Here is a 23,855-nt window from a genome sequence, read left to right as displayed (position 1 = left end):
TTTTATTTATTTTTTACAGGCAAAAAAAAGCCTCGGCAATCGCCGAGGCCTAAGCAAAGGTCTGATAAATAATCGTCCCTCTGTACCCTACAGGACGAATAATAGCCAAAATGAGAACGATTGCAATATTTTTATGTAATAAAACTACAAAAAATTGTATGGAAACGATTTTTTGTAAGTGCCATTAGTGGGCTTCATCCCAATTTTTTCCCTCTCCAGCCTCTACTAGTAAAGGGATTGATAGGGTTGCTGCCTGTTCCATTAGATCAACAATCGTTTTTTGATGACGTTCAATAAGTTGTTCTTTTATTTCAAAAACAAGTTCATCATGTACTTGCATGATCATACTCACTTCGCCCTCGGGCAGCGTGTTTAGCCAGTCGGCAACTTTAATCATCGCTTTTTTAATGATATCCGCCGCGGTGCCTTGCATTGGTGCGTTAATTGCTGCCCGTTCTGCTCCCTTGCGGGCGGCTCCATTACGTGAATTAATTTCAGGTAAATACAAGCGACGTCCAAAGACGGTTTCGACAAAACCATTTTGTTTAGCTGATTCACGGGTGGTTTCCATATAGGTAAGCACACCGGGATAACGTTCAAAATAGAGATCCATATATTGCTGTGCTTCATGACGTGGTATTTGTAATTGACGTGCTAAACCAAAAGCTGACATGCCATAGATTAAACCGAAATTAATCGCTTTAGCACTGCGGCGTTGATTGCTTGTTACCTCATCCAGCGGCACGCCAAATACTTCTGCTGCGGTGGATTTATGAATATCTTTACCACTGGAAAAGGCGTCGAGTAGACCTTTATCGGCAGATAAATGCGCCATAATGCGCAGTTCGATTTGTGAATAATCCGCCGCGACAATTTTGTAGCCTTTTCTGGCAATAAAGGCCTGGCGAACTTTGCGGCCTTCTTCGGTCCGGATTGGAATGTTTTGTAAATTAGGATCAGTGGAAGATAAACGACCTGTTGCAGCAATAGCCTGATGATAAGAAGTGTGTACTCGTCCGGTACGATGGTTAATCATTTTTGGCAGTTTATCGGTATAAGTGGATTTGAGTTTGGTTAAACCACGGTATTCCAATAACAGCTTGGGCAATGGGTAATCAGCGGCGAGCTGCTGTAACACTTCTTCCGCGGTAGACGGAGCACCCTTCGGGGTTTTTTTAATTACCGGCAGTTCGAGTTTATCAAATAATATTTCCTGTAACTGTTTCGTTGAATTGAGATTGAACGGCTGTCCGGCAATTTCTTGAACTTCTTGTTCTAGCTGCATAATCCGAGTGGCTAAAAATTGACTTTGTTCCAGTAATCGTTGGCTATCGATTAAGACACCTGTTTGTTCCATTTTCGCCAAGATTGGGATGAGGGGGACTTCAATGTCTTGCAAAATTTGCTTTTGACCCGCTAATTGCTCCAGTTGTGGCCACAAATGTTGATGCAACCTAAGCGTAATATCCGCATCTTCAGCTGCGTAAGGTGCCGCTTTATCTAGTTCAATTTGGTTAAAAGTCAGTTGTTTAGCACCTTTACCGGCAATGTCTTCAAAGTGAATTGTCTGGTGATCTAAATAACGTTCAGACAGACTGTCCATATCATGTCGCCCAGCGGTACTGTTAAATACGTAGGATTCCAACATGGTATCGAACGCAACTCCGCGCAGCTCAATATGATAATTGGCTAGCACATTCATATCATATTTGATGTGCTGACCGACTTTATGAATGCTGGCATCTTCTAATAATGGCTTTAATTGTTCTAATACCTTATTGCGATCTAATTGCTCGGGAGCATCAGGGTAGTCGTGCCCCACAGGTAAATAAGCCGCTTCTCCCGCCTGGGTGGCAAATGAAAAGCCGACTAATTCAGCATCCATATAATTTAAGCTGGTTGTTTCGGTATCGAATGCAAACAGTCGTGCAGCGGATAATTTTTTAATCCATTGCTGTAATTCAGTTTCAGTCAATATTGTGGTGTAGGTATTATCTTTTACTGGTTCGGCGGTTATTTCGTTGGCGCTGGCCGTATTGTGATCCTGCTGCTGAGTTGTCGGCTGTGCCGCTTCGTCTTTCCATCGCTTAAATTCTAGTTCAGAAAATAATTCTACCAATTTATCGTTATCGGCCGGGGTGGGTGACAAGGTTTGTGGAGTGTATTCCAACTCAACGTCAACTTTAATTGTCGCCAACACATAGGAAAGGCGAGCCTGTTCTTCATACTCGGCCATTTTTGCGGCCATGGTTTTGGCACCTCGAAATTCCAATCCGGCAATCTTATCCAGATTTTGATAGATAGCGTCAATTCCCCCGATACCTTGTAATAACCCTAAGGCACTCTTGTCGCCGACACCGGGAACACCGGGAATGTTATCCACTTTATCGCCTTTAAGCGCCAGAAAGTCGATGATCAATTCAGGACCAACCCCAAATTTCTCAATGACGCCCTCGGGATCCATAATGCTATTATTCATGGTGTTAATTAACGTGACGTGTTCATCTACTAACTGCGCCATGTCCTTATCACCGGTACTGATTAAGGTATGTATCCCTGCTGCGCTTGCCTGCCTTGCCAAGGTTCCGATTACATCATCAGCTTCCACGCCAGACTCGACAATAATCGGTAAGCCCATTGCGCGAATAATGTCATGCAGGGGTTCTATCTGGCAGCGTAAATCATCCGGCATAGGCGGGCGTTGAGCCTTGTATTCTGGATAAATATCATCTCTAAAGGTTTTACCTTTAGCATCAAACACCACCGCAATATGGGTTGGATTGTATTGTTTGATCAGACTGCGAAGCATGTTGATGACACCATAAACTGCACCGGTAGGATTACCTTTAGAGTTAGTTAGTGGCGGCATGCCATGAAATGCACGGAATAGGTAAGACGAACCGTCTACCAGAATAAAAGGATTATCGGCAATTTTTGTCATAGGAATTTAGCGTTTGCTTATTTGCGTAAAAGCATGCCACAGATTATATACCCAAACCAGTTGAGAGGTGTTTATGTCTCTGTGGATAACTCTGTTGAAGAAAAATATAAAATCACTAAAGCTACCTTTTTGAGAAATCAAAAAAGTACCTGAAAACCTTATATATTGTGGACTGCAAGAATAAAAGTAAGAACTTAGACCTTTTATTATTTTTATTATATCCCTGTGGATAATACTACTCGTAAAAATTACAGCTTGGCGTAGTAGGGCAGCTACTCTACCATAACCATGGATGATGAGAAGTGTTGTTATTAAAGTTTTTTGACACAAGTAGAACTAAAAAAATGGTCAAAAAGCATAAGCCTTTAATTACAAGGAATGGAGCGGATTATGAAAAAAGTTGCAGTGGTATTAAGTGGCTGCGGTGTATTTGATGGAGCTGAAATTCATGAGTCAGTTTTGACCTTGCTGGCTATCAGGTTGGCGGGTGCTAACTATCAGTGTTTTGCCCCTGATATAGAACAGCTTCATGTGGTTAACCACCTTGATGGCCAAGTAATGGAAGGTGAAAAACGTAATGTATTGATTGAGTCTGCTCGGATTGCAAGAGGGGAAATCAAGCCGTTAACCGAATTACAGGCTAAAGATTATGACGCATTATTATTGCCCGGGGGGTTTGGCGCGGCTAAGAATTTATGTGACTTCGCCTTAAAGGGAGCCGATGCCAAATTACATCCCCAGGTTGAAAGCGTTTGTTCGGCTTTTGCACAAGCAGATAAAGCGGTGGGGTATGCTTGTATTGCGCCAGCAATGATGGCGCGGATCTATGGGCCAGGAGTTAAATTAACGATTGGTAATGATCAGGATACCGCCGCGGCAATCCGGACAATGGGTGGAGATCATGTGAATTGTGCTGTCGATGATGTGGTACTGGATAAAAATCACAAAGTGGTCTCAACACCAGCTTATATGTTGGCAGAGTCAATTGAGCAGGCTTACGCTGGCATTACCAAGTGGGTGTTATCGGTACTGGCATTAGCCTAACTGCGCGGCACGAGGTGGCACGAATGAGTGGAAACGCAGATAAAATTTTATACATGTTAAAAACCCGGGGAGCGCAAAAGTCACAAACCTTGGCCAAAATGTTGGGGATGACGTCGATGGGCGCTCGTCAGCATTTGTTGCAACTTGAAAAAAGTAAATTAGTAAATAGTTATAGTCTTGCGGAAAAGGTTGGTCGTCCCAGTCAATATTGGCAACTAACGGAGTTGGCGATGAGACGTTTTCCTGATCGGCATGAACAACTGACATTAAGTATGCTTGAGTCAGTTAGGACTGTTTTTGGTCAACAAGGATTGGACAAATTGCTTGCTGAGCGAGAATCGCGCAGTGAACAGGAATACCTGGAGTTACTTAAGGATAAAAGCAGTTTACTTGAGCGAGTGCGTGAATTGGCCAATATACGCAGTCAGGAGGGATACATGGCAGAATATGAACAGGATAAACAAGGTCATTTTTGGTTATTGGAAAACCATTGTCCTATCTGCGCAGCAGCTAACCAGTGTCAGGAATTTTGTCGATCTGAATTACAGTTATTTAAGCGCTGCTTGCAAGGCATTGCTAATGTGAGTCGCGAAGAACATATTTTAAATGGAGCACGGCGCTGTGCTTACCGCATTGTTCCGCTTACTTGATTGGGCAGATATCACATCTGCCCAAGCCCTGTTTGATCGTTCAGAAATTAATGCTGCTATCCTTAATGTCTGCTTCGTGTAACTGACCATACTTTTTAACGATATTCTTAATTACTTCAGCCTTGCCAATTACCACGGTTTGCAGATTATCCTTGGGGAAATAACGTTGGATAATTTGCTTGGCCTTATTAATATCTAATGCGTTTACTTGCTGGCTAAAGGAATTGATGAACTGTTCATCAAATTCGAAGAGATACATATTAGAAAGTAAGTTAGCTAATTCCCCCGACGTTTCATAACGGGGTGGAAACTGTCCTTTTACATAGGCTTTGGCGGAATCCAATGTGTCTTGGTCAATGCCCTTTTCCCACAGACGAGCATAGGTTTTTAACGCTAAGTCCATGGCTTGTTCAGTAGAGTCGGCTTTAGTGAAGGTGCTGATGTAAAAACTGCCACCTTGTTTATGGGCTTCAAAAGTACTCCGAGCGCCATAGGTCAGTCCAGAGTTGACACGCAATTCGTCATTTAACCAAGAAGTAAAACGCCCTCCCAGAATCGTATTAATTACCGATACGGCAATATAATCAGGATTACTGCGCTTGATACCTAATCCACCAATCATAAAGGTGCTTTCTATCGCATCGGATTTATTGACTAATACGACATTGGCTTGTTTAGGAGCCGAAATGGTATCGTCAAGCGTAAACTTGGGGGCCTGTCCCTGCCAATTGGCAAACAATGTTTTCAATTGGTTTAACATTTTTTGGCTATCAAAATCACCCACGACTGCGATAGCTGCGTTATCGGGGGTGTACCAGCGTTGATGGAAGGTTTTTATATCATCCAGGTTCATGTCATTGATGCTGGTGTTATCACCGCCTTGTAAAGCTGAATAGGGGTGCCCCTTAAATAACAGCTTATTGAAATAATCTTTAATCACTGCCTTGGGGCTTTCTTTTTGTTGCAGTAATCCAGCTAAATAACGCTGTTTGTGTTTATTAAATTCTTGCTCCGAAAAGGCTGGAGTGAGTAATGCGTCATGTAGTAGCGATAAAACCAAATCGGTATCTTTTTTAGCAAAAGAAGCCTGCATCAAAGACGATTCCATGCCGCTATCGGTATTCATTTGGGCACCAATAAAGTCGAGCTTGGCTTCAAACTCCGCTTTTTCCAGTGTTTTGGTGCCCAACATAAGATTAGCCGCGGTAATTTGTGCCAATCCAGCTTGTTGGCCATCTTGGACGGCGCCAGCCTTAATCGTTACCTGAACGTCAATCAGGGGGACTTCATGTTGCTCCATCAAATACAGGGTGAGGCCATTATCAAGGGTAAATTTTTGATATTCAGGTAAGCGAAAATTGGCCGCCCAACTAGAATGAGATAAACAAATCACGCAGACAAGAAGAAGGGATTTAAAGATCATTTTCATTGCTGTCTTCCTTGTTGTTTAAGATACCTACGGTTCGATTGGCTTTGCGTAAATACTGTCTGGCAACGCGTTGAATATCTTCAACACTAACTTGCTCAAATGCTTTAGGCGCATCGAAAAGCTTGCGGTAGTCGTTAAAGAAAACTTGATAGGTACCAATAGTGTTGGCTTTTCCGTTAATGGTTTGCATGGTGCGATAAAAATCTACCAAGCGGGTGTTTTTTACCTTTTGTAGTTCATCTTGAGTGACTCCCTGCAGGGCAACCTTATTTAACTGCTCAATAATGGCCTTTTTTAAAGTATCGGCCGTAACATCTTGGGCTGCTACCGCATAAACATAAAATAAATTTGGGTCGATAGATTCTGGAATATAGGTAAAAACGTCGGTGGCTAATTGTTGCTCAAATACCAAAGACGTCATTAATCTGGAGCTATTGCCATTGGACAGAATATCGCCAAGCATTTGAAGTGGATAATAATCCTCGCTTTGACTGGCGGGGATATGAAATGCCAGCATAATATTCGGGCTGGAAACGGAAGGTTTGTACAAGTACACCTGCCGTTCACCTTTTTGCTCAGGCTCTACCGTATGTACCGGTCGTGGAGCGGGCTGAGCAGGAATTGGCTCAAAATATTGTTTGGCCAGCTTTTTAACTTGTTCAAGTTTGACTGCACCGGCAATGACAACCACAGCATTATTCGGGGCATAGTAAGTTTTGTGATATTGCTGCAAGTCTTCCAGAGTCCAGTTGGCTATATCTGATTCATGCCCAATCACCGGCCAACTATAAGGGTGGGCACGAAAAGCGGCGCCTTTTACTTCTTCCCATATTGCCTGAAAGTTGGAGTTTTCCAGCCCGGTTGTGCGTTCTGATGCCACCACTCCTCGTTCGCTTTTTACCATATCCGGATCAATAGCGAGATGCTCAATTCGGTCGGCTTCGAGTTCAAACATTAATTCCAATGCGTCCGCTGGAAACCAGTCGGTATATGCGGTGATATTTTCACTGGTGTAGGCATTGTTGCTGCCACCAGCGGCTTCCATGGTGCGATCAAACATTTTCGGACCGTATTTTTTAGCGCCATTAAACATCATATGTTCAAAGAAATGAGATAGACCTGTGATGCCCGGGACTTCATTACGCGACCCCACTTTCCAAAAAGAGTACATATTGGCATTGGGAATAGAGTCATCCTCCAGTACTAATATCTGCATTCCATTGGTTAATGTAAATGACTTTACATCTTCCGCTTTTGTTACAGCCAACGCTGGTATTGCAGCGGTGAGCCATACTAACCCCAATAACCATTTTTTCATTATTGATTCCTTTTATTTATTGGACGGTATTGATACTGCTAACGTAGTGTAAACCGTGGTGTTTGTAGGCACTAATTTTTAAGTGTAATTAAATTTTTACTTACACAAGCCGTTTTGCTTTAATGTTGACACTGATTACTTACTTTAACTGCGGCAATGACAACTGAATCTAAGCCTAATTACCATCATGGCAATTTACGTCAAGCGTTGATGGATGGTGCACTACATTGTATTCGTGAGCATGGTGCAGAGCATTTGAGTTTGCGAGCCTTAGCCAGAGAGTTGGGGGTGTCTCAAGCAGCACCTTATCGTCATTTTAAAGATAAAGTTGCGTTATTATCGGCCTTAGCCAGTGATGGGTTTGAACGACTTGGCAATGCGATGCGACAAGCATTTGAAGCTGCTGGTAATGATCCGGAAAGTTCATTGCGACAGGTTGGCTTAACTTATGTTAGATTTGCCATGCAACATCCTGAAACTTATCGGTTGATGTTTGGTATGAAGGCGTCAGATTTTAATACCAAAGAAATGGATGCCGGCCATACAGAAGGGTTTTGTGTGCTGGAAGATGTCATTCGCATGGGATTAGATAGCAAGGTTTTTGCACCCCATGACAGCTCGGATATTGCCACCGCTGCATGGTGTATGGTGCATGGCTATGCGTCGTTATTGATTGATGGTGTGATCGATTTGGATGAGCAGCAAGCGATGCTGCAGTTTCAAGGCATCGAACAGGTGTTAAATAAAGGTATAGTGGCCACAGCAAGTAAATAATCAGGAATATTATGACCGCAGTACCTCAGCAAGTGATTGGGTTTTTGCAGGCCTCTGCACCCTTTGACAGTATTGATGAAACGGGTTTACAGGATATTGTCAGCGATATTCGCGTCATTTATCTAACCAACGAAAATAAAAATGCGTTGCTGAGCCAGCAAGGTCATTCTTTGTTTTTGATCCATAGCGGCCAGTTTTTGGTTAAAGACTCGGATAGTCCGTTGCGTTATTTAAGTGAAGGCGATTACTTTGGTTACGGTAATTTGCTGGACGATACCGATATTCCCATCGAGCTGGAAGTGGATAGTCCCGGCTTGGTTTATTGCCTCAGCCAACAGCGCTTTATTCAATGTCTGCAATTTTATCCCGAATTTGACCGTTTTTTTAATAATAGCAAAGCGCAAAGTTTGCAGAATCAAGCGGCTGATGATTCCAATTCCATGTGGTTGTACAAGTCTCTTACCGAGCTAATTAATGCAGAACCGGTCGCTGCTGATGTGGAAATGAGTATTCATCAAAGCGCAAAATTGATGTCAGACAAAGGTGTGTCGTCATTACTGATTACCGAAAAAGAACGATTAGTAGGGATTGTCACTGATCGTGATATTCGCAATCGGGTGGTTGCAGAACAGCGCGACAGTAGCCAGCCAATTAAAAATATTATGACCACTGAGCCTGTGTTGATTTCTCATCAGCGCACATTATTCGACGCCATGAGTTATATGACCGAACATAATGTGCATCATTTGCCTGTTATTGATAGTGAATCCCGCAAACCGCTAGGCATCATTACGGTGACTGATGTAATACGTTATCAGCGCGGTAATATTTTGTTTTTAATCGGTGAGCTGAGTAAAGCCAAGAGTTTATATGAATTAACTCGCCTGTCTTGGCAAATGCCTCATTACTTTTCTCGGCATGCCCGTCGTCCTGGGGATTTTGATATTGCTGGCAAAGTGTTATCGCAAGCTACCGATATTATGACCCGCAAGTTGTTACAGTTTTTTGTTCAGCAACAGGGGGAAGCGCCATTCGACTATTGCTGGTTAGCATACGGTTCACAGGCCCGGGAAGATCAGTTTATGGGCTCCGATCAGGATAATGGTTTGTTACTAGCGCAAACTCCGAATGAACAGCAAGCGGCCTATTTTGAATCTATGGCTAAATATGTTTGTGAAGGATTAGCTAAGTGCGGTATCAAGTTGTGTAAAGGCAACGTAATGGCGACTAATCCAGATTTGCGTAAATCAGTAGATGAGGCGATTGAAGAAGCTAAGCAATGGGTTAAAACCCCTAGTGCTCAAGCGATTTTAAATTTTAATATCTATCTGGATGTAAGAGCGGTGGCTGGTAATAAAACCTTATTGAATCAATTGCAAAAAGCCCGCGTTCCTTTGTTTAAACAGTCATTTTTTCTCTCTGCCTTAGCGCGTCATGCGATTCAGGGAGTGGTGCCACTAACAATGTTCCAGAAATTTAGTTATGAATCGGATCATAAAGTTAAAGACGCGATCAATCTGAAACGCAAGGCGGTGGGAATTATCAACGATATCGTGCGTTTATATGCCTTAGCCAATGGTTTGACGATGCCTTCGACATTAGAACGTTTAAAACATTTACCCGCCGACTCGGGGCTAACCAAAAAAGATGCTGATAACTTGCGGGATATTTGGTTATTTCTAAATCGCATCCGTTGGCGCCATCAATTACAAAATCATGTGACCGATAATTTTGTATCGGTGAGTGACTTGTCTGCAATTGAAAAACATCAGTTGAAGGCCTCATTACAAGGCATTCGTGTGGCGCAACAAGGGATACAGATGAAATTTACCGCTGGATTAGGCTAAGGTAACAGGCAGAAAAATAATGTGGCAGCGTATCAAGCGTAGATTGTTTCCAGCGACTCAGCTACCGGAACAATGGCAGGGTAAACCTTGGTACGAGTTACCATTGTTATCTGTGGATTGTGAATTAACCGGACTGGACTATAAACAGGCGGATATATTATCCATCGGGTGGGTACAAGCCCAAGCTTACAGCATAGAACTCAATAGCAGCTTCTATGAGGTCATTTCGACTAAAAACTCACTCAATCAAAGTCCGGTAATACATGGGCTAACCGAAAAAGATATTAAGCAAGGTAAAAAGTTAGTACCTGTATTAGAGCAGCTATTAACCTATGCAACGTCGCATATTTGGGTTTTCCATCATGCTTTTCTGGATATGAGTGTGTTGCAACGCGTGTGTAAAACATTGCAGATCCCTTGGCCGACTATTGTCACGCTCGATACAATGCAACTAGCGCGATATGAGATGAAGAGACAGCATCAAGTCGTTCCTCCTGATAGTGCAACGTTACAGGTAAGCCGTCAGCGCCATGAATTACCAGCCGCACCAGCGCATAATGCCTTAGATGATGCCATGGCGACGGTTGAATTATTGTATGCACAAATGCAACAACTCGATCCCAAAGGCGAATTGAGTTTAGCGGATTTCTTTCATACCGGTGCGGTTAAGGTGTTTGCTGGTTCCGACTAGGCCAATGGGTTGTTATTCTTTTAATAGAGGATGATTTTCAGGTAACTGTTTGGCAATCCATAAGGCCAGTTTATGTTTCATATTGAGCAAGTTTTCCTGATCAGAGGCTAAAGGCTGGATCATTTTCTGATGCACTAATAGCCGATACAGCGCTTCGACTTTTTGATTGGCGGAGTCGGTGGGGGAGAACTTGTTATAACCCAGGTTATTGGCATAGCGCTCACCAATTTCGATGGCTTTTTTTAGCAATCCTGCTTCATTTTTGAGTTTTTTCATCGTTTGCCTAGTGATCTGGATGTTAACGTAACGCCATCATAGCTAAAGTCGTCAAATAATCCTAACGGGGAAGAGTTACAATCTTAATTCCGGCAACAAATACTTTTCCCACAATAATTGCTGATGCCCATCACGGAAAAAACCAAAATGACCAATGCGCTGCAGGTTAGCTTGCTGTGGCGTGACCTGAACAAACTTGCATTCACATTGCTTAAATAGCCGGTGTAAAGACTCAATCCCCCGTTGCGAGAGCATTTCATCATCACTAAAAGACAAGGCGGTCACGGGTTTGTTGATGCTTTGGTAAAAATGATCGATTCGGTCACTTTCCATCCCGACTACATAGTGAGGATTTAGACACCATTTGCGCCATTGCCAGATGGCTTGGCGAGGTAAATCAGCGATAACACCTAATTTATTGCCTGGGAAGTAACCAAATAACGGTGTTAATATCGGCACCAGAAAATACCACATAAATAACACTTTCTTACGCAACGTCGCTGCGTTATCTCGCCAGTAACCGTTCCCTGAGGTAATAGTGATGACTTTATCCACCGACTCAATATTGTTAACCATCGGGAATATCTGTCCACCCAAACTATGGCCAATCCAGTAGCGTGGAATACTCGGAAAATGCTGGCTGATATAAGCGAGCGCTAATGAAGCGTCGTGCTCGGCCCAATGGACTATATTGGCTTGACAGTGTTTGATGTGGCCGTGCCGCGATAGTCCCATGCCTTGATAATCAAAGGTAATACAGGCGTAACCTTGTTGACTCAACCATGCTGCCAACGGGTAATAAAACGATTGGGAAACCCCCATTGCAGGGGCTATAACAATAACACCTCTAACCTCTGTGTCTGGATGAAATAGATGCGCCACAATACCAGGGGCGTCGCCTAAACGTATTTTTTTCATGCGTCAACCTGACCGGAGTTTTTGCCGCTAAACCATTGATATAATACCGGTATAACAAACAACGTTAGCAGCGTCGAAACCGCTAATCCGGCAATGATCGACCAACCCATTGGCGACCACATGGTGGAACCTTGTAAGGTCAATGGCAGCAATCCTCCAATCGTTGTGAGGGTGGTTAGCAAGATAGGAGGCAGGCGGGTTACACCGGATTCAATAATGGCTTGTTGTACCGAGTGACCCTCATCGACCATTTGATTAGCGAAATCAACCAATATAATTGAGTTATTTACCACTATGCCGATTAGTGAGGTCAACCCGATAAAGGCGGTAAACGAAAAAGTATAACCGGTGATATAAAGCCCTAAAAACGCACCGCTGATGGCAAAAGGTATGGCGGCAAAAATAATGGCCGGTTGCGCAAAAGAACGGAATTGCATGACTAATACGGCAAAAATCCCTAGCATGGCGAACAGAAAAGCTTTTGCCATGCCTGAAAATGAATCTTTGCGATTAGCCTGTTCGCCACCAATGGAATAAGTTACCCCGGGTGGAAAGTCATACTGCTCCAATTTAGCGATAATATCATTCGTGACCACCTCGGTTTGATGACCGGCTATTACGTCTGAGGTCACATGTACCATACGTTGCATATTCAAATGTCGAAAGCGCGGAATATCGGTAACTAACTGAATGTCAGCTAATTGTTGTAAAGGAATTAACTCGCCTCGTTGATTACTAATAAAGATTGTTTGTAATTCTTCAATACTCGGCTCGTGCTCACCTTGCTTGCGGATCACAATAGCAAAATCTTCGCCTAAATTATCCCGAAAAGTACCGGCATAATATCCGGATAAACTGGCCCGAATGGTTTGATCAATATTAGCCAGACTGACACCGGCTAAGGCGGCTTTATCGCGATTAATATTAACCGCTAAATCGACTTTGTTCTTACTAATGGGATTATCGATATTCACTGTGCCATCGGTATTCTCAACCATCTTTTCCACGTCCATCGATACCCGTCGCAGATCTTCAATATTGTCTCCTTCCAATTGCACTTCCACCGGGGCTTCGGAAGGTGGACCCTGCAAAAACTCTTTAATCGCGATTTGAGCCCCCGGAATCTTATTGAATTCCTTGCGCATATCACCGATCAGCGTATCGACTTGAGCGGCGTCATAGTCTTTTAGTTGTACATATAGTTGGGCAAAGTTAGGGACTTGTCGTTTAGGAAAGACATTGTAATAAATATGTGGATTGCCCCGACCGACATTGAGCGCAATGCTTTTGACTAAATCATATTTACTGGTGCGCTGAGCCACCTGTTTGGCCAGCGCTTCAGTATTGGCAAAGCTGGCTCCTTCGGGCAGGTCGATGTTAATGAGTAACGAGGGTTTCTCCGCTTTAGGAAACAAACTAACACCGATATAGGGAAACAAGCTCACACTGCCAACAAAAACCACGATAGCGATAGCGACAATCTTAAATGGATGAGAAAGGGTACCTTGCAGCATTTTACGATAACGATTATCGGCAAAGGCTTCCAGTTTGCGCTGCATTAGTGGATCTTGGATCGGTTTTTTAGTTTTGAGCAATCGACCCGCTAACATCGGAGTAAACGCGATCGCGACAATCAACGAAGCAAAAAGAGTAAATACCACGGTGACCGGCATCGAGCGCATAAAAGTACCGGAGCCACTTGGTAATAGTAATATCGGGAAAAACGCTAATATCGTGGTTAGGGTGCCGCTGGCCACTGCCAAAGACACCTGACTGGCACCTTTTTCTGCCGCTTGGATTGCTGATTCTCCATTGCGGATATAACGTCCGACGTTTTCGGTGACCACAATCGCGTTGTCGACCAATAAGCCCAACGCAATTACCAAGCCGACTATCGACATCTGTTGTAATCCGAAGCCGGCTAGATCCACCCAGCCCAAGCCAATAAATACCGACATAGGGATAGCCAAAACCACCACAATGGCCGCCCGGCTACCAATCAGTAATATCGACAATACCCCAACAATAAGGAGTCCTTGCAATAAATTGTTAAAGAAGCCGTCAATGCGTTTTTCGACACTAACAGATTGGTCATGGGCTATCTCGATATGAAACTCGGCAGGCAAGTTTTGCTCGAATTGTTTTAGACGATCTTTGATGTTGTTTACGACATCAAAGATATTGGTACCTTTGCGCTGCACAATATTGATAAACACCGCATCCTGACCATTAAATTCCGCCACATAATTACTCATGGCATTATCAACTTTTACGTCAGCAACATCTTCAACATAGATAAGATCAGGACCATGTTGACTAATCAAGGTGCGCTTAAGTTGTTCTACTGATTTAAAATCACCACTGGTCCGCACGGTAAAGCGTCTTAATCCGGCATTGACGTGCCCGGCTGGAATATTGCCGCTGGCACTTTCGATTGTCTCAATTAATTGATTCATCGAAATCCCCATCGCTCGCATACGTGGCAAGTTGGCTCTGACTGATAAATGCTGAGCCGGGATGCCTACCGATTCGACTCGCTTAACCCCATTTAAGGTTTGTAGGCGTTTTTCCAGCTTTTGCGCCAAATAGCTGGCCTGACGATAATCCATCGGCTTACCAATTAGTGCCAGTTGCAGAATATTGGTTTCAGCCGGTGCAATTTTATCAATCGAGAAGCGCTGAATCCCGGTGGGTAATTGATCACGAATACGGGCAATCGCGGAGACGACATCATCGTATTTGTCATCGGGATCTTCACCATATAAAAATTCGATACGAATAACGGCTAAGCCATCTTCAATATCGGCACGCATAATTTTAATATCTTCCAACTCATTCAAGGCGTCTTCAATCGGATCAACGATGAGCTTTTCGATATCCACCGGATTGGTACCTGGATACACTGCGGTGATCATACTGGCAGGGAAATCAAATTGGGGATCTTCCGAGCGGGGCATGGTGAACAAAGAAATGATTCCCAGTACTACTAACAATAGCAACGCTACCATTGACACCTGATAATTACGTAACGCAAATTTGGCTAAATTCATCCTTAAAACCTTAGTAATTATTGGCTAATTCAATAGACATCCCATCGCGTAAATAAGCGGCTCCAACGCTGATTACCTGTTCTCCATCTTTTAGTCCTCGCACAATGGCAACGCGGTCATCTTTAATAAAGGCGATTTCAACTGTCCGTCGTTCCGCCTGATGCTGGGAATTCATCACAAAGACCTGAGCGCTTTTGCCATTGGCACTGACAATGGATTCGATGGGTAACAATGCAAGTGATTGCTGTTGACTGGAATAGATTTCAGCTTGTGCCACAAAGCCACTGAAAAGTCTTAGGTCCTGTTGATCCAATTGTATTTCTACTTCAAACAAACCGGTGGTTTGACTGGCCGCCGCAGCGATTTCGGCTATTCGGCCGCGTAAAATTTTATCTGGATAGGCATCTACTTTTACATCGACCTGATCATGCTGATGAATGCGCACAATATCTTTGTCTGTGACACCGGCTCGCAGGATCCAGCCTTTTTGGGAATTACTAATAATAAATGCGGGGTGACTGGGGGTGACCAACTCGTTCACTTCAATATTACGCTGTAACACCCAACCCTCACTGGTGGCCCGTATTTCAGCGTGCTTTTGATTAAACTGGGCAATTTGTAAATCCGCTTGGGCCACTTCAAGCTGGGTTTGCATATTATTAAGCTGTTCCTGGCTGATAACGTTATCCCTGTATAGGGTTTTGAAACGTGCCAGATTATTTTTTGCATTATCGAAAACGGATTGAGCTTGCTCGACTTGTGCATTAATTTCGGCAGAGTTTAAGCGTGCTAGTAATTGACCGGCTTTGACTGGCTGCCCTTCATCCACACTGATTGAGTCCACTAATCCCGAAATTTTGAATGACAGCTTTTGTTCCGCTTTATTGGCTAATTTGCCACTAATCAAAATGGATTTAGCATAATTCTGAAAATGCACATTGGCCGTTTTTACCGTTGGGGCTGCGCTCAGTTGAGTAACCTGTAGGCAAAAGGCAAGTGTAAAAAGGGATAAGTGAGAGATTTTCATTGCTGTCCATGATGATGTTATCGGTGATTACATTAACGATAAGTCAGGATGTAATCAGTGTCAACATGCAGCTCAAAAAACAACCATTTTTATTTCTGGGCTGTTTATCTTTGATAATAATCATTATAGTCCTTTTGATTTAGGCCAAACCCGACAATAATAGGAAAAACAATAAATTAAGCGTTAGTATGCCGTTACTTATTTTTCTGCAACACAATCGGGGTGTGTCCGTCTAGATTATGCAATATCGTTCAATAATCAGGATCTTGGGTTTATTGGTTGCATTGTTTAGCGTGACGATGATCCCACCAGCCCTCATTTCGGTGGTATTTGGTGATGGCAGCGGCCTGCCATTCGTGCTGTCCTTCTTCCTTTGTTTATTTACCGGTCTTATTTTCTGGTACCCCAATCGAGAACATCGTAAAGATTTAAAAGCGCGTGAGGGCTTTTTAATTGTAGTGCTATTCTGGACTGTACTGGCCAGTTTTGCTGCGCTGCCCTTACTGATGTTGGAACAGCCACAATTAACGGTGACAGATGCCTTTTTTGAGGCCTTTTCGGGGTTAACCACCACGGGAGCTACGGTAATTCAAGGCATCGATTATTTGCCTAAAGCGGTGTTGTTCTATCGCCAGCAATTACAGTGGCTAGGCGGAATGGGTATCATTGTGTTGGCGGTAGCGATTTTGCCAATCTTGGGGGTGGGAGGTATGCAGTTATACCGCGCTGAAACCCCCGGGCCGGTAAAAGATTCTAAAATGACCCCGCGGATAGCCGATACCGCTAAGCATTTGTGGTATATCTATCTGGGATTAACCATTGCTTGTTCGTTCTCATATTGGGCAGCGGGGATGGATTGGTTCGATGCTGTTTGCCATGCTTTCTCTACGATTGCCATTGGTGGTTTTTCTACCCACGATGCCAGTATGGGGTATTTCAACAGTGGCCTTATCAATATTATCTGTTCAGTGTTTTTATGGATTGCAGCGCTTAACTTTGCTTTACACTATGCCGCGGTGAGTAACCGGAGTTTACGCAATTACATTCATGATCCGGAATTACGAGCGTTTTTTCTTATCCAGTTCATTTTGATCGTGATTTGTTTTGGGGTGTTGATGCAGCATGATATTTATTCCAATGCTGAAACGACTTTTGATCATGCAATGTTTCAGGCGGTGTCTATCAGTACCACTGCCGGTTTTGCTACCGATGGTTTCACTGATTGGCCGGTATTTCTGCCCATTATCCTTATTCTTGCCAGCTTTATTGGTGGCTGCGCGGGCTCGACCGGAGGTGGAATGAAAGTCATCCGCGTGGTCTTGTTGTATATTCAGGGAGTACGTGAGGTGAATCGTTTAATCCACCCTAAGGCAGTGTATGCGGTTAAATTAGGCTCTCGAACATTACCTGACAAAGTGGTGGATGCTGTTTGGGGCTTCTTTTCGGCCTATGCCGCGGTATTTTTGATTATTATGTTATCGCTGATTGCCACCGGAATAGATGATATCACCGCTTTTTCTGCTACCGCAGCGTGTTTGAATAATTTGGGCCCGGGTTTAAACGAAGTGGCTGCACATTATGGTGATGTGACGGATACGGCGAAATGGCTGTTAATTTCAGCGATGTTGTTTGGCCGATTGGAAGTATTTTCGTTATTGGTGTTATTTACCCCAGCGTTTTGGCGCAGTTAACCAGCAATTATTGATAGGTATTGAGTGCCAACCTTTTGGGGCACTCAACATCAAATATTTAGCCTAGTAATTTACCGACACCCTGCATCACCAGTTTTTTCGCTTCTGCCCCTTGGGGAGTATTCAAATAATTTTGAATTTGGCTTACAAATTGGCTGATCATATCCGGTGATAATCCCAAGGATTCAAACTGCTTTTTAACCTCGTTGGCCCCTTTCAGTGAATCACTATAGCTACCCACTTTATCCATCAGCCCACTTAGTCCATTACCAGAAGCAAGATTATCAACCTCTGGTACGGCTTTCATGATAGAACTTAAGCCGGGTAATGATTCCCCTATCTGGCTAAAGTCGCTGGCGGTAACATTGCCTTTTACGTAGTTCATAATGGATGCCAATCCTCCTTCAGCCTGTTCGTGGGTGATGCCTAATGAAGAGGTGAGGGTACCTAACAAGCCGTTAATACTCGTGGCAGCATTTTGCTCCACAGCGGCAGTATCTTGGGTGTTTGAGCTGAAAATGCTGGTAATTGAATCTAACCAGCCATCTGCAAAGCTTTGAAATGGGATACTAGTGACAAACAAACAAGCTAAAACGCGTTTTTTATTCACGGTTATTTTTCCTTGTTAGAGACGAGCGCTAAGTTTAGTCGAGTGGCTATATATTAACCAAAGAAAAACGCACTGGGCTGAAACAGTTTTTCCACGTCATTAACATATTTTTTATCCACTAAAAACATAATGACATGATCATTAGGCTGGATGACAGTATCCGAATGGGCAATGATGACTTCTTCTTTGTTACTGATAGACTCAAGCATCTTGTTTGAGTGCGCCACTAACGGCTCCAGCTTACGCACAATGGCACCAATAGTCGTGCCTGGAGGTAATTTAATTTGTTTAATTTGTTTGCCGACCACTTTGGATGTTTTTTCGTCACCGTGAGCAATTACCTCTATTGCTTCTGCGGCTCCACGGCGAAGTGAGTACACATTGACTATGTCGCCACGCCTAACATGAGTAAGCAGTGCAGAAATAGTCGCCTGCTGTGGTGAAATGGCAATATCGATTTCACCGCCTTGAACTAAATCTACGTAGGCACTGCGTTGAATTAACACCATGGTTTTCTGCACACCCATACGTTTGGCTAGCATGGCTGACATGATATTGGCTTCGTCATCATTAGTGACAGCGATAAAGACATCTGACTGCTCAATGTGTTCTTCGCTAAGTAATTCCTGATCGGATGCGTCACCATTAAACACTAAGGTGTTATTTAATATCGAAGATAGATAGCTGGCTTGCTCGGCAGAGCGTTCAATTAATTTAACGTTGTGGTTTTTTTCGAGCTGCTTAGCTAAACCCGCACCAATTAAGCCTCCACCGGCAATCATAATGCGTTTGTAGCTGGATTCGAGTTTTTGTAATTCACTCATTACAGCACGAATATGTTTGGTCGCTGCAATAAAAAATACTTCATCGTCGGCTTCAATCACCGTGGTGCCAAGTGGGCGAATTGGGCGTCCTTTACGATAAATGGCGGCTACCCGGGTTTCCACATTAGGCATGTGGTCACGTAATGCTGATAAAGCGTGTCCTACCAAAAGGCCACCATAATAAGCCTTGACGGCGACCAGACTTACTTTGCCTTCCGCAAATTCAACAACTTGCAGAGCGCCGGGGTAATCAATTAAGCGACGAATTGATTTAGTGACAAGTTGTTCTGGTGCAATTAAGTGATCAACTGGTACATCACTGTGGCGGAATAGCTGGTCTTGGTAATTGAGATATTGTTCGGAGCGGATCCGGGCTATTTTACTGGGCGTTTTAAACAGGCTATATGCAACCTGACAAGCTATCATATTGGTTTCATCGGAGTTGGTGACGGCAATCAACATGTCGGCATCTTCAGCGCCAGCTCTTTTCAGTACATCAGGATGGGAACCGGTTCCCACCACGACCTGAAGATCCAGTCTGTCCTGAATATTGCTTAGAGTTTCGGCATTGGCATCAATAACGGTAATTTCATTTTGCTCACCGACCAAATTTTCCGCCAATGTTGCGCCAACCTGCCCGGCACCCAGAATGATGATCTTCATCTGTTATCTAACTCGTTGGAAGTAATAGCATTATTAAGACTTTAGCAGCATGCAATAATAGAAACCATCCATTTGCTGCTCCCCAGGTAGAATTTGTCTGCCAGGCGATGGTTCAATCGCTCCGTTTGGTATTATTTGCACTGATGCGTCAGGGGTTCGGGATAAAAAGGCACTGATTTGCTGACCATTTTCTTGCGGTAAGATTGAGCAGGTGGCGTACAACATTTTTCCACCGGGTTTCAAAGTACTCCACAGTGCGTCCAGTATACGTGCCTGTAACGCGACCAGTTCATCTATATCAGCGGCTTTACGTAGCCACTTTATATCGGGATGACGACGGATAACCCCTGTCGCAGAGCATGGAGCATCGAGTAAAATCCGATCAAAAGGAATGCCATCCCACCAGCTTGACGGATCACTTGCATCCCCTGCAATTAAATCCGCTTGGTGCTGTAAACGCTGCAAATTTTCTGTAACCCGGGTTAAACGTTGTTGATCTACATCCAGAGCCAAACAACGCTTTAATTCGGGCTGTATTTCCAGGATATGGCAGGTCTTGCCGCCTGGTGCTGCACAAGCATCCAGTACCCGTTCACCAGCTTGTGGATTTAGTAAATGGGCTGCCAGTTGCGCAGCCCCATCTTGTACGGCGAACCAACCGGCTGCATAACCCGGCAGAGACGTAATATCGCCACTGCGTGAGAGAATTAGCCCCTCAGGATGAGAGTCAGAGCGTTGATAACGGATATTCTGCTCATCCAAAGCTCGGCAATATTGTTCTATTGAGCATTGTTGTTGATTGACTCGCAACCAGATTGGGGCTTTCTGTCGCATACTTTGGATGATTTGCTCGACTTGATCCGGGTAATGTTGATTGAGTTGCTTGAATAGCCAGCTGGGAAGACCAGAAAGTATTTGTGCATCGTCAGGTTGGTTGTCTGCCCACTTTTGGCGAATGAAATTCCGCAGTACCGCGTTAACTAACCCTTTTAATCCCTGTACTTTCAAGGATGGACAAGCGGCAACCGTTTCAGATACTGCGGCGTGCTCGGATACACGACTAAACGCCAGCTGATATAGCCCTAAGATGATTAAGTGTTCGGCGACTTTATTACGGCCTTTTAAGGGGCGGTCCAATAGTTGTCTTAACCAATATTGTAATAAAGGTAGTTGGCGCAGCACGCCAAATACCATTTCTTGTATCCAGGCCTTATCTTTATCTTGGTGCCTGTCTTGGGCGGCAGGTAAGGTTTCACGTAAAGATTGTCCCTTATCAAGTACCTGTAATAATACTTTGGCGGCATCAGCCCGCAAATTAGGTTTACTCAAGATAATACTCGTCCCTTAACAAACCAGTCTTGCCGGGCATTGAGTACTTCCGCTGCTGACATGGCTTTTTTGCCTGGAATTTGCAGTTGGGTGATACGTAATGCATCCTCGCCACAGGCGACGACAATGCCATGTTTATCTGCCATCAGTATTTGACCGGCAAGCATGTCACCTTGCGGGGCTACTTTCTCAACCACTTCTGCTTGCCACACTTTTATAGCTAACTCATCCAGAGTAAAAAAGGCTACCGGCCAAGGATTAAATGCCCGAATATTGCGCTCTAATTGCGTTGCGCTAAGTGACCAATCAATCTGCGCTTCCTGTTTGGAAAGTTTATGTGCATAACTACTAAGTTGATTATCTTGCACTTCCGGTTTTAATGTTGACAGGTTGGCCAAGGTTGCTATCAAGGTGATGGGCCCTAATTCAGCGAGCTTTTCATATAATGAAGCGCTGGTGTCATTACTTTGGATTGTTAGGGGGCTTTTTGACAGCATATTACCGGTATCCAAGCCTTCATCCATCTGCATGATAGTGATACCGGTTTGTTGATCTCCTGCCCATATCGCGCGCTGAATAGGGGCGGCTCCTCGCCATTTAGGCAGTAATGAACCATGCACATTTAAGCAACCAAATGTTGGCGTTTCCAGTACCTCTTTGGGCAGAAGTAATCCGTACGCGACCACAACCATAATATCAGCTTGTAGTTCCGCTAATTGTTGTTGTGCGGTTGAATCTTTTAACGAAGCGGGTTGATAAACCGGAATTTGATGTTGTTCTGCTACTTGTTTGACCGGACTGGCTTGTAACTTTTTACCTCGACCGGCAGGACGATCAGGTTGGCTATAAACCGCTATCACTTGATGCTCTGATGCGATAAGCGCTTCTAAATGTTTCGCAGCAAAATCCGGCGTACCGGCAAAAATAATCTTCAAAGGTGATTCATCCGGTTATTAAGGTCTAGCGTCCAAACGGGCTTCTTTCTCCAGTTTTTTGCGGATCCGCTGACGCTTGAGTGGCGATAGATAATCAACAAATAACTTGCCTTGTAAATGATCCAGTTCATGCTGAATACAAATCGCCAGTAATCCATCGGCTTCAAGGCTAAATTCCTTTCCGTCTTTATCCAGCGCAGTCACAGAGACTTTTTCAGCTCTTTCTACTTTTGCGTAGTTTCCGGGAACCGATAGACAGCCTTCTTCACTGATGGTTGAACCTTCACGATCAGTGATTTCGGGGTTAATAAACACGAGAGGCTGATCTTGCTCTTCAGATACGTTCATGACCACCACACGCACATGGGAATTGACCTGTGTGGCGGCTAGACCGATACCGTTTTCATCGTACATGGTATCAAACATATCATTCACGAGATTTTTGATCTGTGAGTCCACCTCTGTGACCGGTTTGGCGACAGTGCGTAACCGTTCATCGGGAAATCTGAGTACTTCTAATATTGCCATTTATTAATTCAGCTACAATTGGTTAGTATGAAATAGTATACGATCCGTCGTATGAATGTATTTACTCCGTTAACAGTTGCTGGCTATTCTAGCGTATATCTGATGATATACCCAACGACTTAAGGTCTAGAATTTACGGTATTGGGTATAAAATTACAGTGTGACAACTAAAAATTAAGGGGAAAACCATGACCGCTCGTGTAGCAAGGTGGCTATTCATATTGCTGATGTTTCCACTCTGTTGTGCCGCAATCACGATAAAGGACAGCGCGCCGGAAAAATACGTGGTTAAAAAAGGCGACACGCTTTGGGATATTTCCAGCCTGTATTTACAGCAGCCTTGGCAATGGCCAGAGTTGTGGCGTAACAATACTTATATTGTCAATCCGCATCTAATTTACCCGGGTGATGAACTGTATCTGGTGACTAATCAAGCGGGTGAACCTGAACTTGAATTGGTGCGTGAACCTGAAGTGACGAAACCAGTGGTAAAATTATCACCAAAGGGCAAGCGGATTGTTAAACCGGTTTTGCCGATTCCTACCATTCCTTGGTCAGTCATTGAAAACTTTGTGTCCAATGATTTTATCCTGTCCGAAGATGAATATCAGGCATTGCCAATTATTTTGGGCGATGCGGATGGGGGAGTTCGGTTTGCCAGCGGTGATTTGGTATTAAGTGACAAAATAACCGACTTAAAAGGTGAGTACGCTATTGTTCGCCAACAAGGCGAAATTATTGATATGCAAGGTGAAACATTAGGTTTGCATATACGTCATGTGGCGGATGCTAAACTGGTTCCAGCGGATGCTGGAAAAGGTACTTTAGTCAACGTGGAAGGTTCCAAATTTGAAGCGATGCGCGGTGATAGGATCATGCGCTCCTCACCGTTGTCTGCGGATAGAGCACTAGGGCTTGTTCCTGCCAGCAGTCAAAGTGGCTACATCCTAAGTAACTTGCAGCAGCATCAGTTGATGGGCAAATATGATGTAGTGGCGCTGAATTTAGGCAACGCTGATGTTGTACCCGGAACAGTGATGGGGATTTATAATCAGGGACCAAAGATTAATGCTTCCGATGAACCTAAATATGAAGGGGAGAGTTCGTGGTTGAACTCGGTGTTCAAATCGGGCGATGAAACCGAGCAGCCTGCCATAAAAGTCGGTGAATTGGTGGTATTTAAAGTTTTTGCAAACAGCAGCTATGCTTTAATTACCCGTTCCAACAAGATGATTAAAAGGGGGGCTATAGTCGCTCACCCTTAGAAAACCAATGACAGGGAGGTTCAATGACAGTGGATGTCAGAATCC

General features: G+C 43.9%; 19 protein-coding genes. 7 read left to right on the top strand and 12 right to left on the bottom strand.

Annotated features, from left to right (window positions below):
* Positions 1 to 184: 184 nt before the first annotated feature.
* Positions 185 to 2,941: a DNA polymerase I gene (polA, locus tag ACTD55_RS14815; RefSeq protein WP_438865117.1), complete on the bottom strand. Its 2,757-nt coding sequence runs from the start codon at positions 2,939 to 2,941 to the stop codon at positions 185 to 187.
* 390 nt (positions 2,942 to 3,331) lie between these two features.
* Between polA and elbB the strand changes: the two genes are divergently transcribed.
* Both elbB and ACTD55_RS14805 read left to right on the top strand, forming a co-directional pair.
* Positions 3,332 to 3,985, top strand: coding sequence for an isoprenoid biosynthesis glyoxalase ElbB (elbB, locus tag ACTD55_RS14810; RefSeq protein ID WP_438865116.1), 654 nt, complete (start codon positions 3,332 to 3,334; stop codon positions 3,983 to 3,985).
* A gap of 23 nt (positions 3,986 to 4,008) precedes the next feature.
* Positions 4,009 to 4,635, top strand: coding sequence for a helix-turn-helix transcriptional regulator (locus ACTD55_RS14805; protein WP_438865115.1), 627 nt, complete (start codon positions 4,009 to 4,011; stop codon positions 4,633 to 4,635).
* Between the two features lie 40 nt (positions 4,636 to 4,675).
* On the opposite strand, the gene ACTD55_RS14800 is transcribed toward ACTD55_RS14805, so the two are convergent.
* Positions 4,676 to 6,064, bottom strand: a complete 1,389-nt coding sequence (locus ACTD55_RS14800; RefSeq protein WP_438865114.1) for a M16 family metallopeptidase — start codon at positions 6,062 to 6,064, stop codon at positions 4,676 to 4,678.
* Complete coding sequence (locus tag ACTD55_RS14795) at positions 6,048 to 7,382, bottom strand: M16 family metallopeptidase (protein ID WP_438865113.1); 1,335 nt, start codon at positions 7,380 to 7,382, stop codon at positions 6,048 to 6,050. Before ACTD55_RS14795 ends, ACTD55_RS14800 begins: the two co-directional genes overlap by 17 nt.
* Before the next feature lie 156 nt (positions 7,383 to 7,538).
* Between ACTD55_RS14795 and ACTD55_RS14790 the strand changes: the two genes are divergently transcribed.
* The 3 genes from ACTD55_RS14790 to ACTD55_RS14780 are packed head-to-tail and all read left to right on the top strand — an operon-like array spanning position 7,539 to position 10,694.
* The gene (locus tag ACTD55_RS14790; protein ID WP_438865112.1) at positions 7,539 to 8,156 is read left to right on the top strand and encodes a TetR/AcrR family transcriptional regulator; all 618 of its coding nucleotides are present in this window, start codon (positions 7,539 to 7,541) and stop codon (positions 8,154 to 8,156) included.
* An 11-nt stretch (positions 8,157 to 8,167) separates the two neighbouring features.
* The gene (locus tag ACTD55_RS14785) at positions 8,168 to 10,003 is read left to right on the top strand and encodes a DUF294 nucleotidyltransferase-like domain-containing protein (RefSeq protein ID WP_438865111.1); all 1,836 of its coding nucleotides are present in this window, start codon (positions 8,168 to 8,170) and stop codon (positions 10,001 to 10,003) included.
* Positions 10,004 to 10,022: 19 nt separating this feature from the next.
* The gene (locus ACTD55_RS14780; protein WP_438865110.1) at positions 10,023 to 10,694 is read left to right on the top strand and encodes a 3'-5' exonuclease; all 672 of its coding nucleotides are present in this window, start codon (positions 10,023 to 10,025) and stop codon (positions 10,692 to 10,694) included.
* A 12-nt stretch (positions 10,695 to 10,706) separates the two neighbouring features.
* Here ACTD55_RS14780 and ACTD55_RS14775 read toward each other — a convergent pair whose 3' ends face one another.
* The 4 genes from ACTD55_RS14775 to ACTD55_RS14760 form a co-directional block, all read right to left on the bottom strand.
* On the bottom strand, positions 10,707 to 10,970 hold the full coding sequence (locus ACTD55_RS14775) for a DUF5062 family protein (RefSeq protein ID WP_438865109.1): 264 nt from the start codon (positions 10,968 to 10,970) through the stop codon (positions 10,707 to 10,709).
* Between the two features lie 75 nt (positions 10,971 to 11,045).
* A complete protein-coding gene (locus ACTD55_RS14770) occupies positions 11,046 to 11,888 on the bottom strand; it encodes an alpha/beta hydrolase family protein (protein WP_438865108.1) in 843 nt (280 codons plus the stop codon).
* Positions 11,885 to 14,938, bottom strand: coding sequence for an efflux RND transporter permease subunit (locus ACTD55_RS14765; RefSeq protein ID WP_438865107.1), 3,054 nt, complete (start codon positions 14,936 to 14,938; stop codon positions 11,885 to 11,887). The genes ACTD55_RS14770 and ACTD55_RS14765 overlap by 4 nt, the downstream gene beginning before the upstream one ends.
* Positions 14,939 to 14,948: 10 nt before the next feature.
* Entirely contained in the window at positions 14,949 to 15,965 is a 1,017-nt protein-coding gene (locus tag ACTD55_RS14760; RefSeq protein WP_438865106.1) for an efflux RND transporter periplasmic adaptor subunit, read from the bottom strand.
* A 239-nt stretch (positions 15,966 to 16,204) separates the two neighbouring features.
* On the opposite strand from ACTD55_RS14760, the gene ACTD55_RS14755 reads away from it, so the two are divergent.
* Positions 16,205 to 17,656 carry a TrkH family potassium uptake protein gene (locus ACTD55_RS14755; RefSeq protein ID WP_438865105.1) on the top strand — a complete coding sequence of 484 codons (1,452 nt, stop codon included), beginning with the start codon at positions 16,205 to 16,207 and terminating at the stop codon, positions 17,654 to 17,656.
* Between the two features lie 58 nt (positions 17,657 to 17,714).
* On the opposite strand, the gene ACTD55_RS14750 is transcribed toward ACTD55_RS14755, so the two are convergent.
* Genes ACTD55_RS14750 through def form a run of 5 tightly spaced genes read right to left on the bottom strand, consistent with a single transcriptional unit; the run spans position 17,715 to position 22,545 of the window.
* On the bottom strand, positions 17,715 to 18,266 hold the full coding sequence (locus ACTD55_RS14750; protein WP_438865104.1) for a DUF2780 domain-containing protein: 552 nt from the start codon (positions 18,264 to 18,266) through the stop codon (positions 17,715 to 17,717).
* 53 nt (positions 18,267 to 18,319) lie between these two features.
* Complete coding sequence (gene trkA, locus ACTD55_RS14745; protein ID WP_438865103.1) at positions 18,320 to 19,753, bottom strand: Trk system potassium transporter TrkA; 1,434 nt, start codon at positions 19,751 to 19,753, stop codon at positions 18,320 to 18,322.
* Between the two features lie 33 nt (positions 19,754 to 19,786).
* Positions 19,787 to 21,082 carry a 16S rRNA (cytosine(967)-C(5))-methyltransferase RsmB gene (gene rsmB, locus ACTD55_RS14740; RefSeq protein ID WP_438865102.1) on the bottom strand — a complete coding sequence of 432 codons (1,296 nt, stop codon included), beginning with the start codon at positions 21,080 to 21,082 and terminating at the stop codon, positions 19,787 to 19,789.
* Entirely contained in the window at positions 21,079 to 22,017 is a 939-nt protein-coding gene (gene fmt, locus ACTD55_RS14735; RefSeq protein WP_438865101.1) for a methionyl-tRNA formyltransferase, read from the bottom strand. Before fmt ends, rsmB begins: the two co-directional genes overlap by 4 nt.
* Before the next feature lie 18 nt (positions 22,018 to 22,035).
* Positions 22,036 to 22,545, bottom strand: coding sequence for a peptide deformylase (gene def / locus ACTD55_RS14730; RefSeq protein ID WP_438865100.1), 510 nt, complete (start codon positions 22,543 to 22,545; stop codon positions 22,036 to 22,038).
* Between the two features lie 188 nt (positions 22,546 to 22,733).
* On the opposite strand from def, the gene ACTD55_RS14725 reads away from it, so the two are divergent.
* Positions 22,734 to 23,810 carry a LysM peptidoglycan-binding domain-containing protein gene (locus tag ACTD55_RS14725; protein ID WP_438865099.1) on the top strand — a complete coding sequence of 359 codons (1,077 nt, stop codon included), beginning with the start codon at positions 22,734 to 22,736 and terminating at the stop codon, positions 23,808 to 23,810.
* Positions 23,811 to 23,855: the final 45 nt, after the last annotated feature.

The sequence above is a fragment of the Neptunicella sp. genome (assembly GCF_048268085.1).
GTDB lineage: Bacteria > Pseudomonadota > Gammaproteobacteria > Enterobacterales > Alteromonadaceae > Neptunicella.
The sequence above is the reverse complement of the archived record's forward strand: the minus strand, read 5'-3'. Positions and strand labels throughout refer to the sequence as shown.

Bases quoted from the DNA above. Each gene is read 5' to 3' on its own strand.
- ACTD55_RS14765 (WP_438865107.1), bottom strand. From the start codon at position 14,938: ATGAATTTAGCCAAATTTGCGTTACGTAATTATCAGGTGTCAATGGTA.
- ACTD55_RS14775 (WP_438865109.1), bottom strand. From the start codon at position 10,970: ATGAAAAAACTCAAAAATGAAGCAGGATTGCTAAAAAAAGCCATCGAA.
- ACTD55_RS14805 (WP_438865115.1), top strand. From the start codon at position 4,009: ATGAGTGGAAACGCAGATAAAATTTTATACATGTTAAAAACCCGGGGA.
- ACTD55_RS14780 (WP_438865110.1), top strand. From the start codon at position 10,023: ATGTGGCAGCGTATCAAGCGTAGATTGTTTCCAGCGACTCAGCTACCG.
- elbB (WP_438865116.1), top strand. From the start codon at position 3,332: ATGAAAAAAGTTGCAGTGGTATTAAGTGGCTGCGGTGTATTTGATGGA.
- ACTD55_RS14795 (WP_438865113.1), bottom strand. From the start codon at position 7,382: ATGAAAAAATGGTTATTGGGGTTAGTATGGCTCACCGCTGCAATACCA.
- ACTD55_RS14800 (WP_438865114.1), bottom strand. From the start codon at position 6,064: ATGAAAATGATCTTTAAATCCCTTCTTCTTGTCTGCGTGATTTGTTTA.
- trkA (WP_438865103.1), bottom strand. From the start codon at position 19,753: ATGAAGATCATCATTCTGGGTGCCGGGCAGGTTGGCGCAACATTGGCG.
- ACTD55_RS14755 (WP_438865105.1), top strand. From the start codon at position 16,205: ATGCAATATCGTTCAATAATCAGGATCTTGGGTTTATTGGTTGCATTG.
- polA (WP_438865117.1), bottom strand. From the start codon at position 2,941: ATGACAAAAATTGCCGATAATCCTTTTATTCTGGTAGACGGTTCGTCT.
- ACTD55_RS14760 (WP_438865106.1), bottom strand. From the start codon at position 15,965: ATGAAAATCTCTCACTTATCCCTTTTTACACTTGCCTTTTGCCTACAG.
- ACTD55_RS14770 (WP_438865108.1), bottom strand. From the start codon at position 11,888: ATGAAAAAAATACGTTTAGGCGACGCCCCTGGTATTGTGGCGCATCTA.
- def (WP_438865100.1), bottom strand. From the start codon at position 22,545: ATGGCAATATTAGAAGTACTCAGATTTCCCGATGAACGGTTACGCACT.
- ACTD55_RS14790 (WP_438865112.1), top strand. From the start codon at position 7,539: ATGACAACTGAATCTAAGCCTAATTACCATCATGGCAATTTACGTCAA.
- ACTD55_RS14725 (WP_438865099.1), top strand. From the start codon at position 22,734: ATGACCGCTCGTGTAGCAAGGTGGCTATTCATATTGCTGATGTTTCCA.
- ACTD55_RS14785 (WP_438865111.1), top strand. From the start codon at position 8,168: ATGACCGCAGTACCTCAGCAAGTGATTGGGTTTTTGCAGGCCTCTGCA.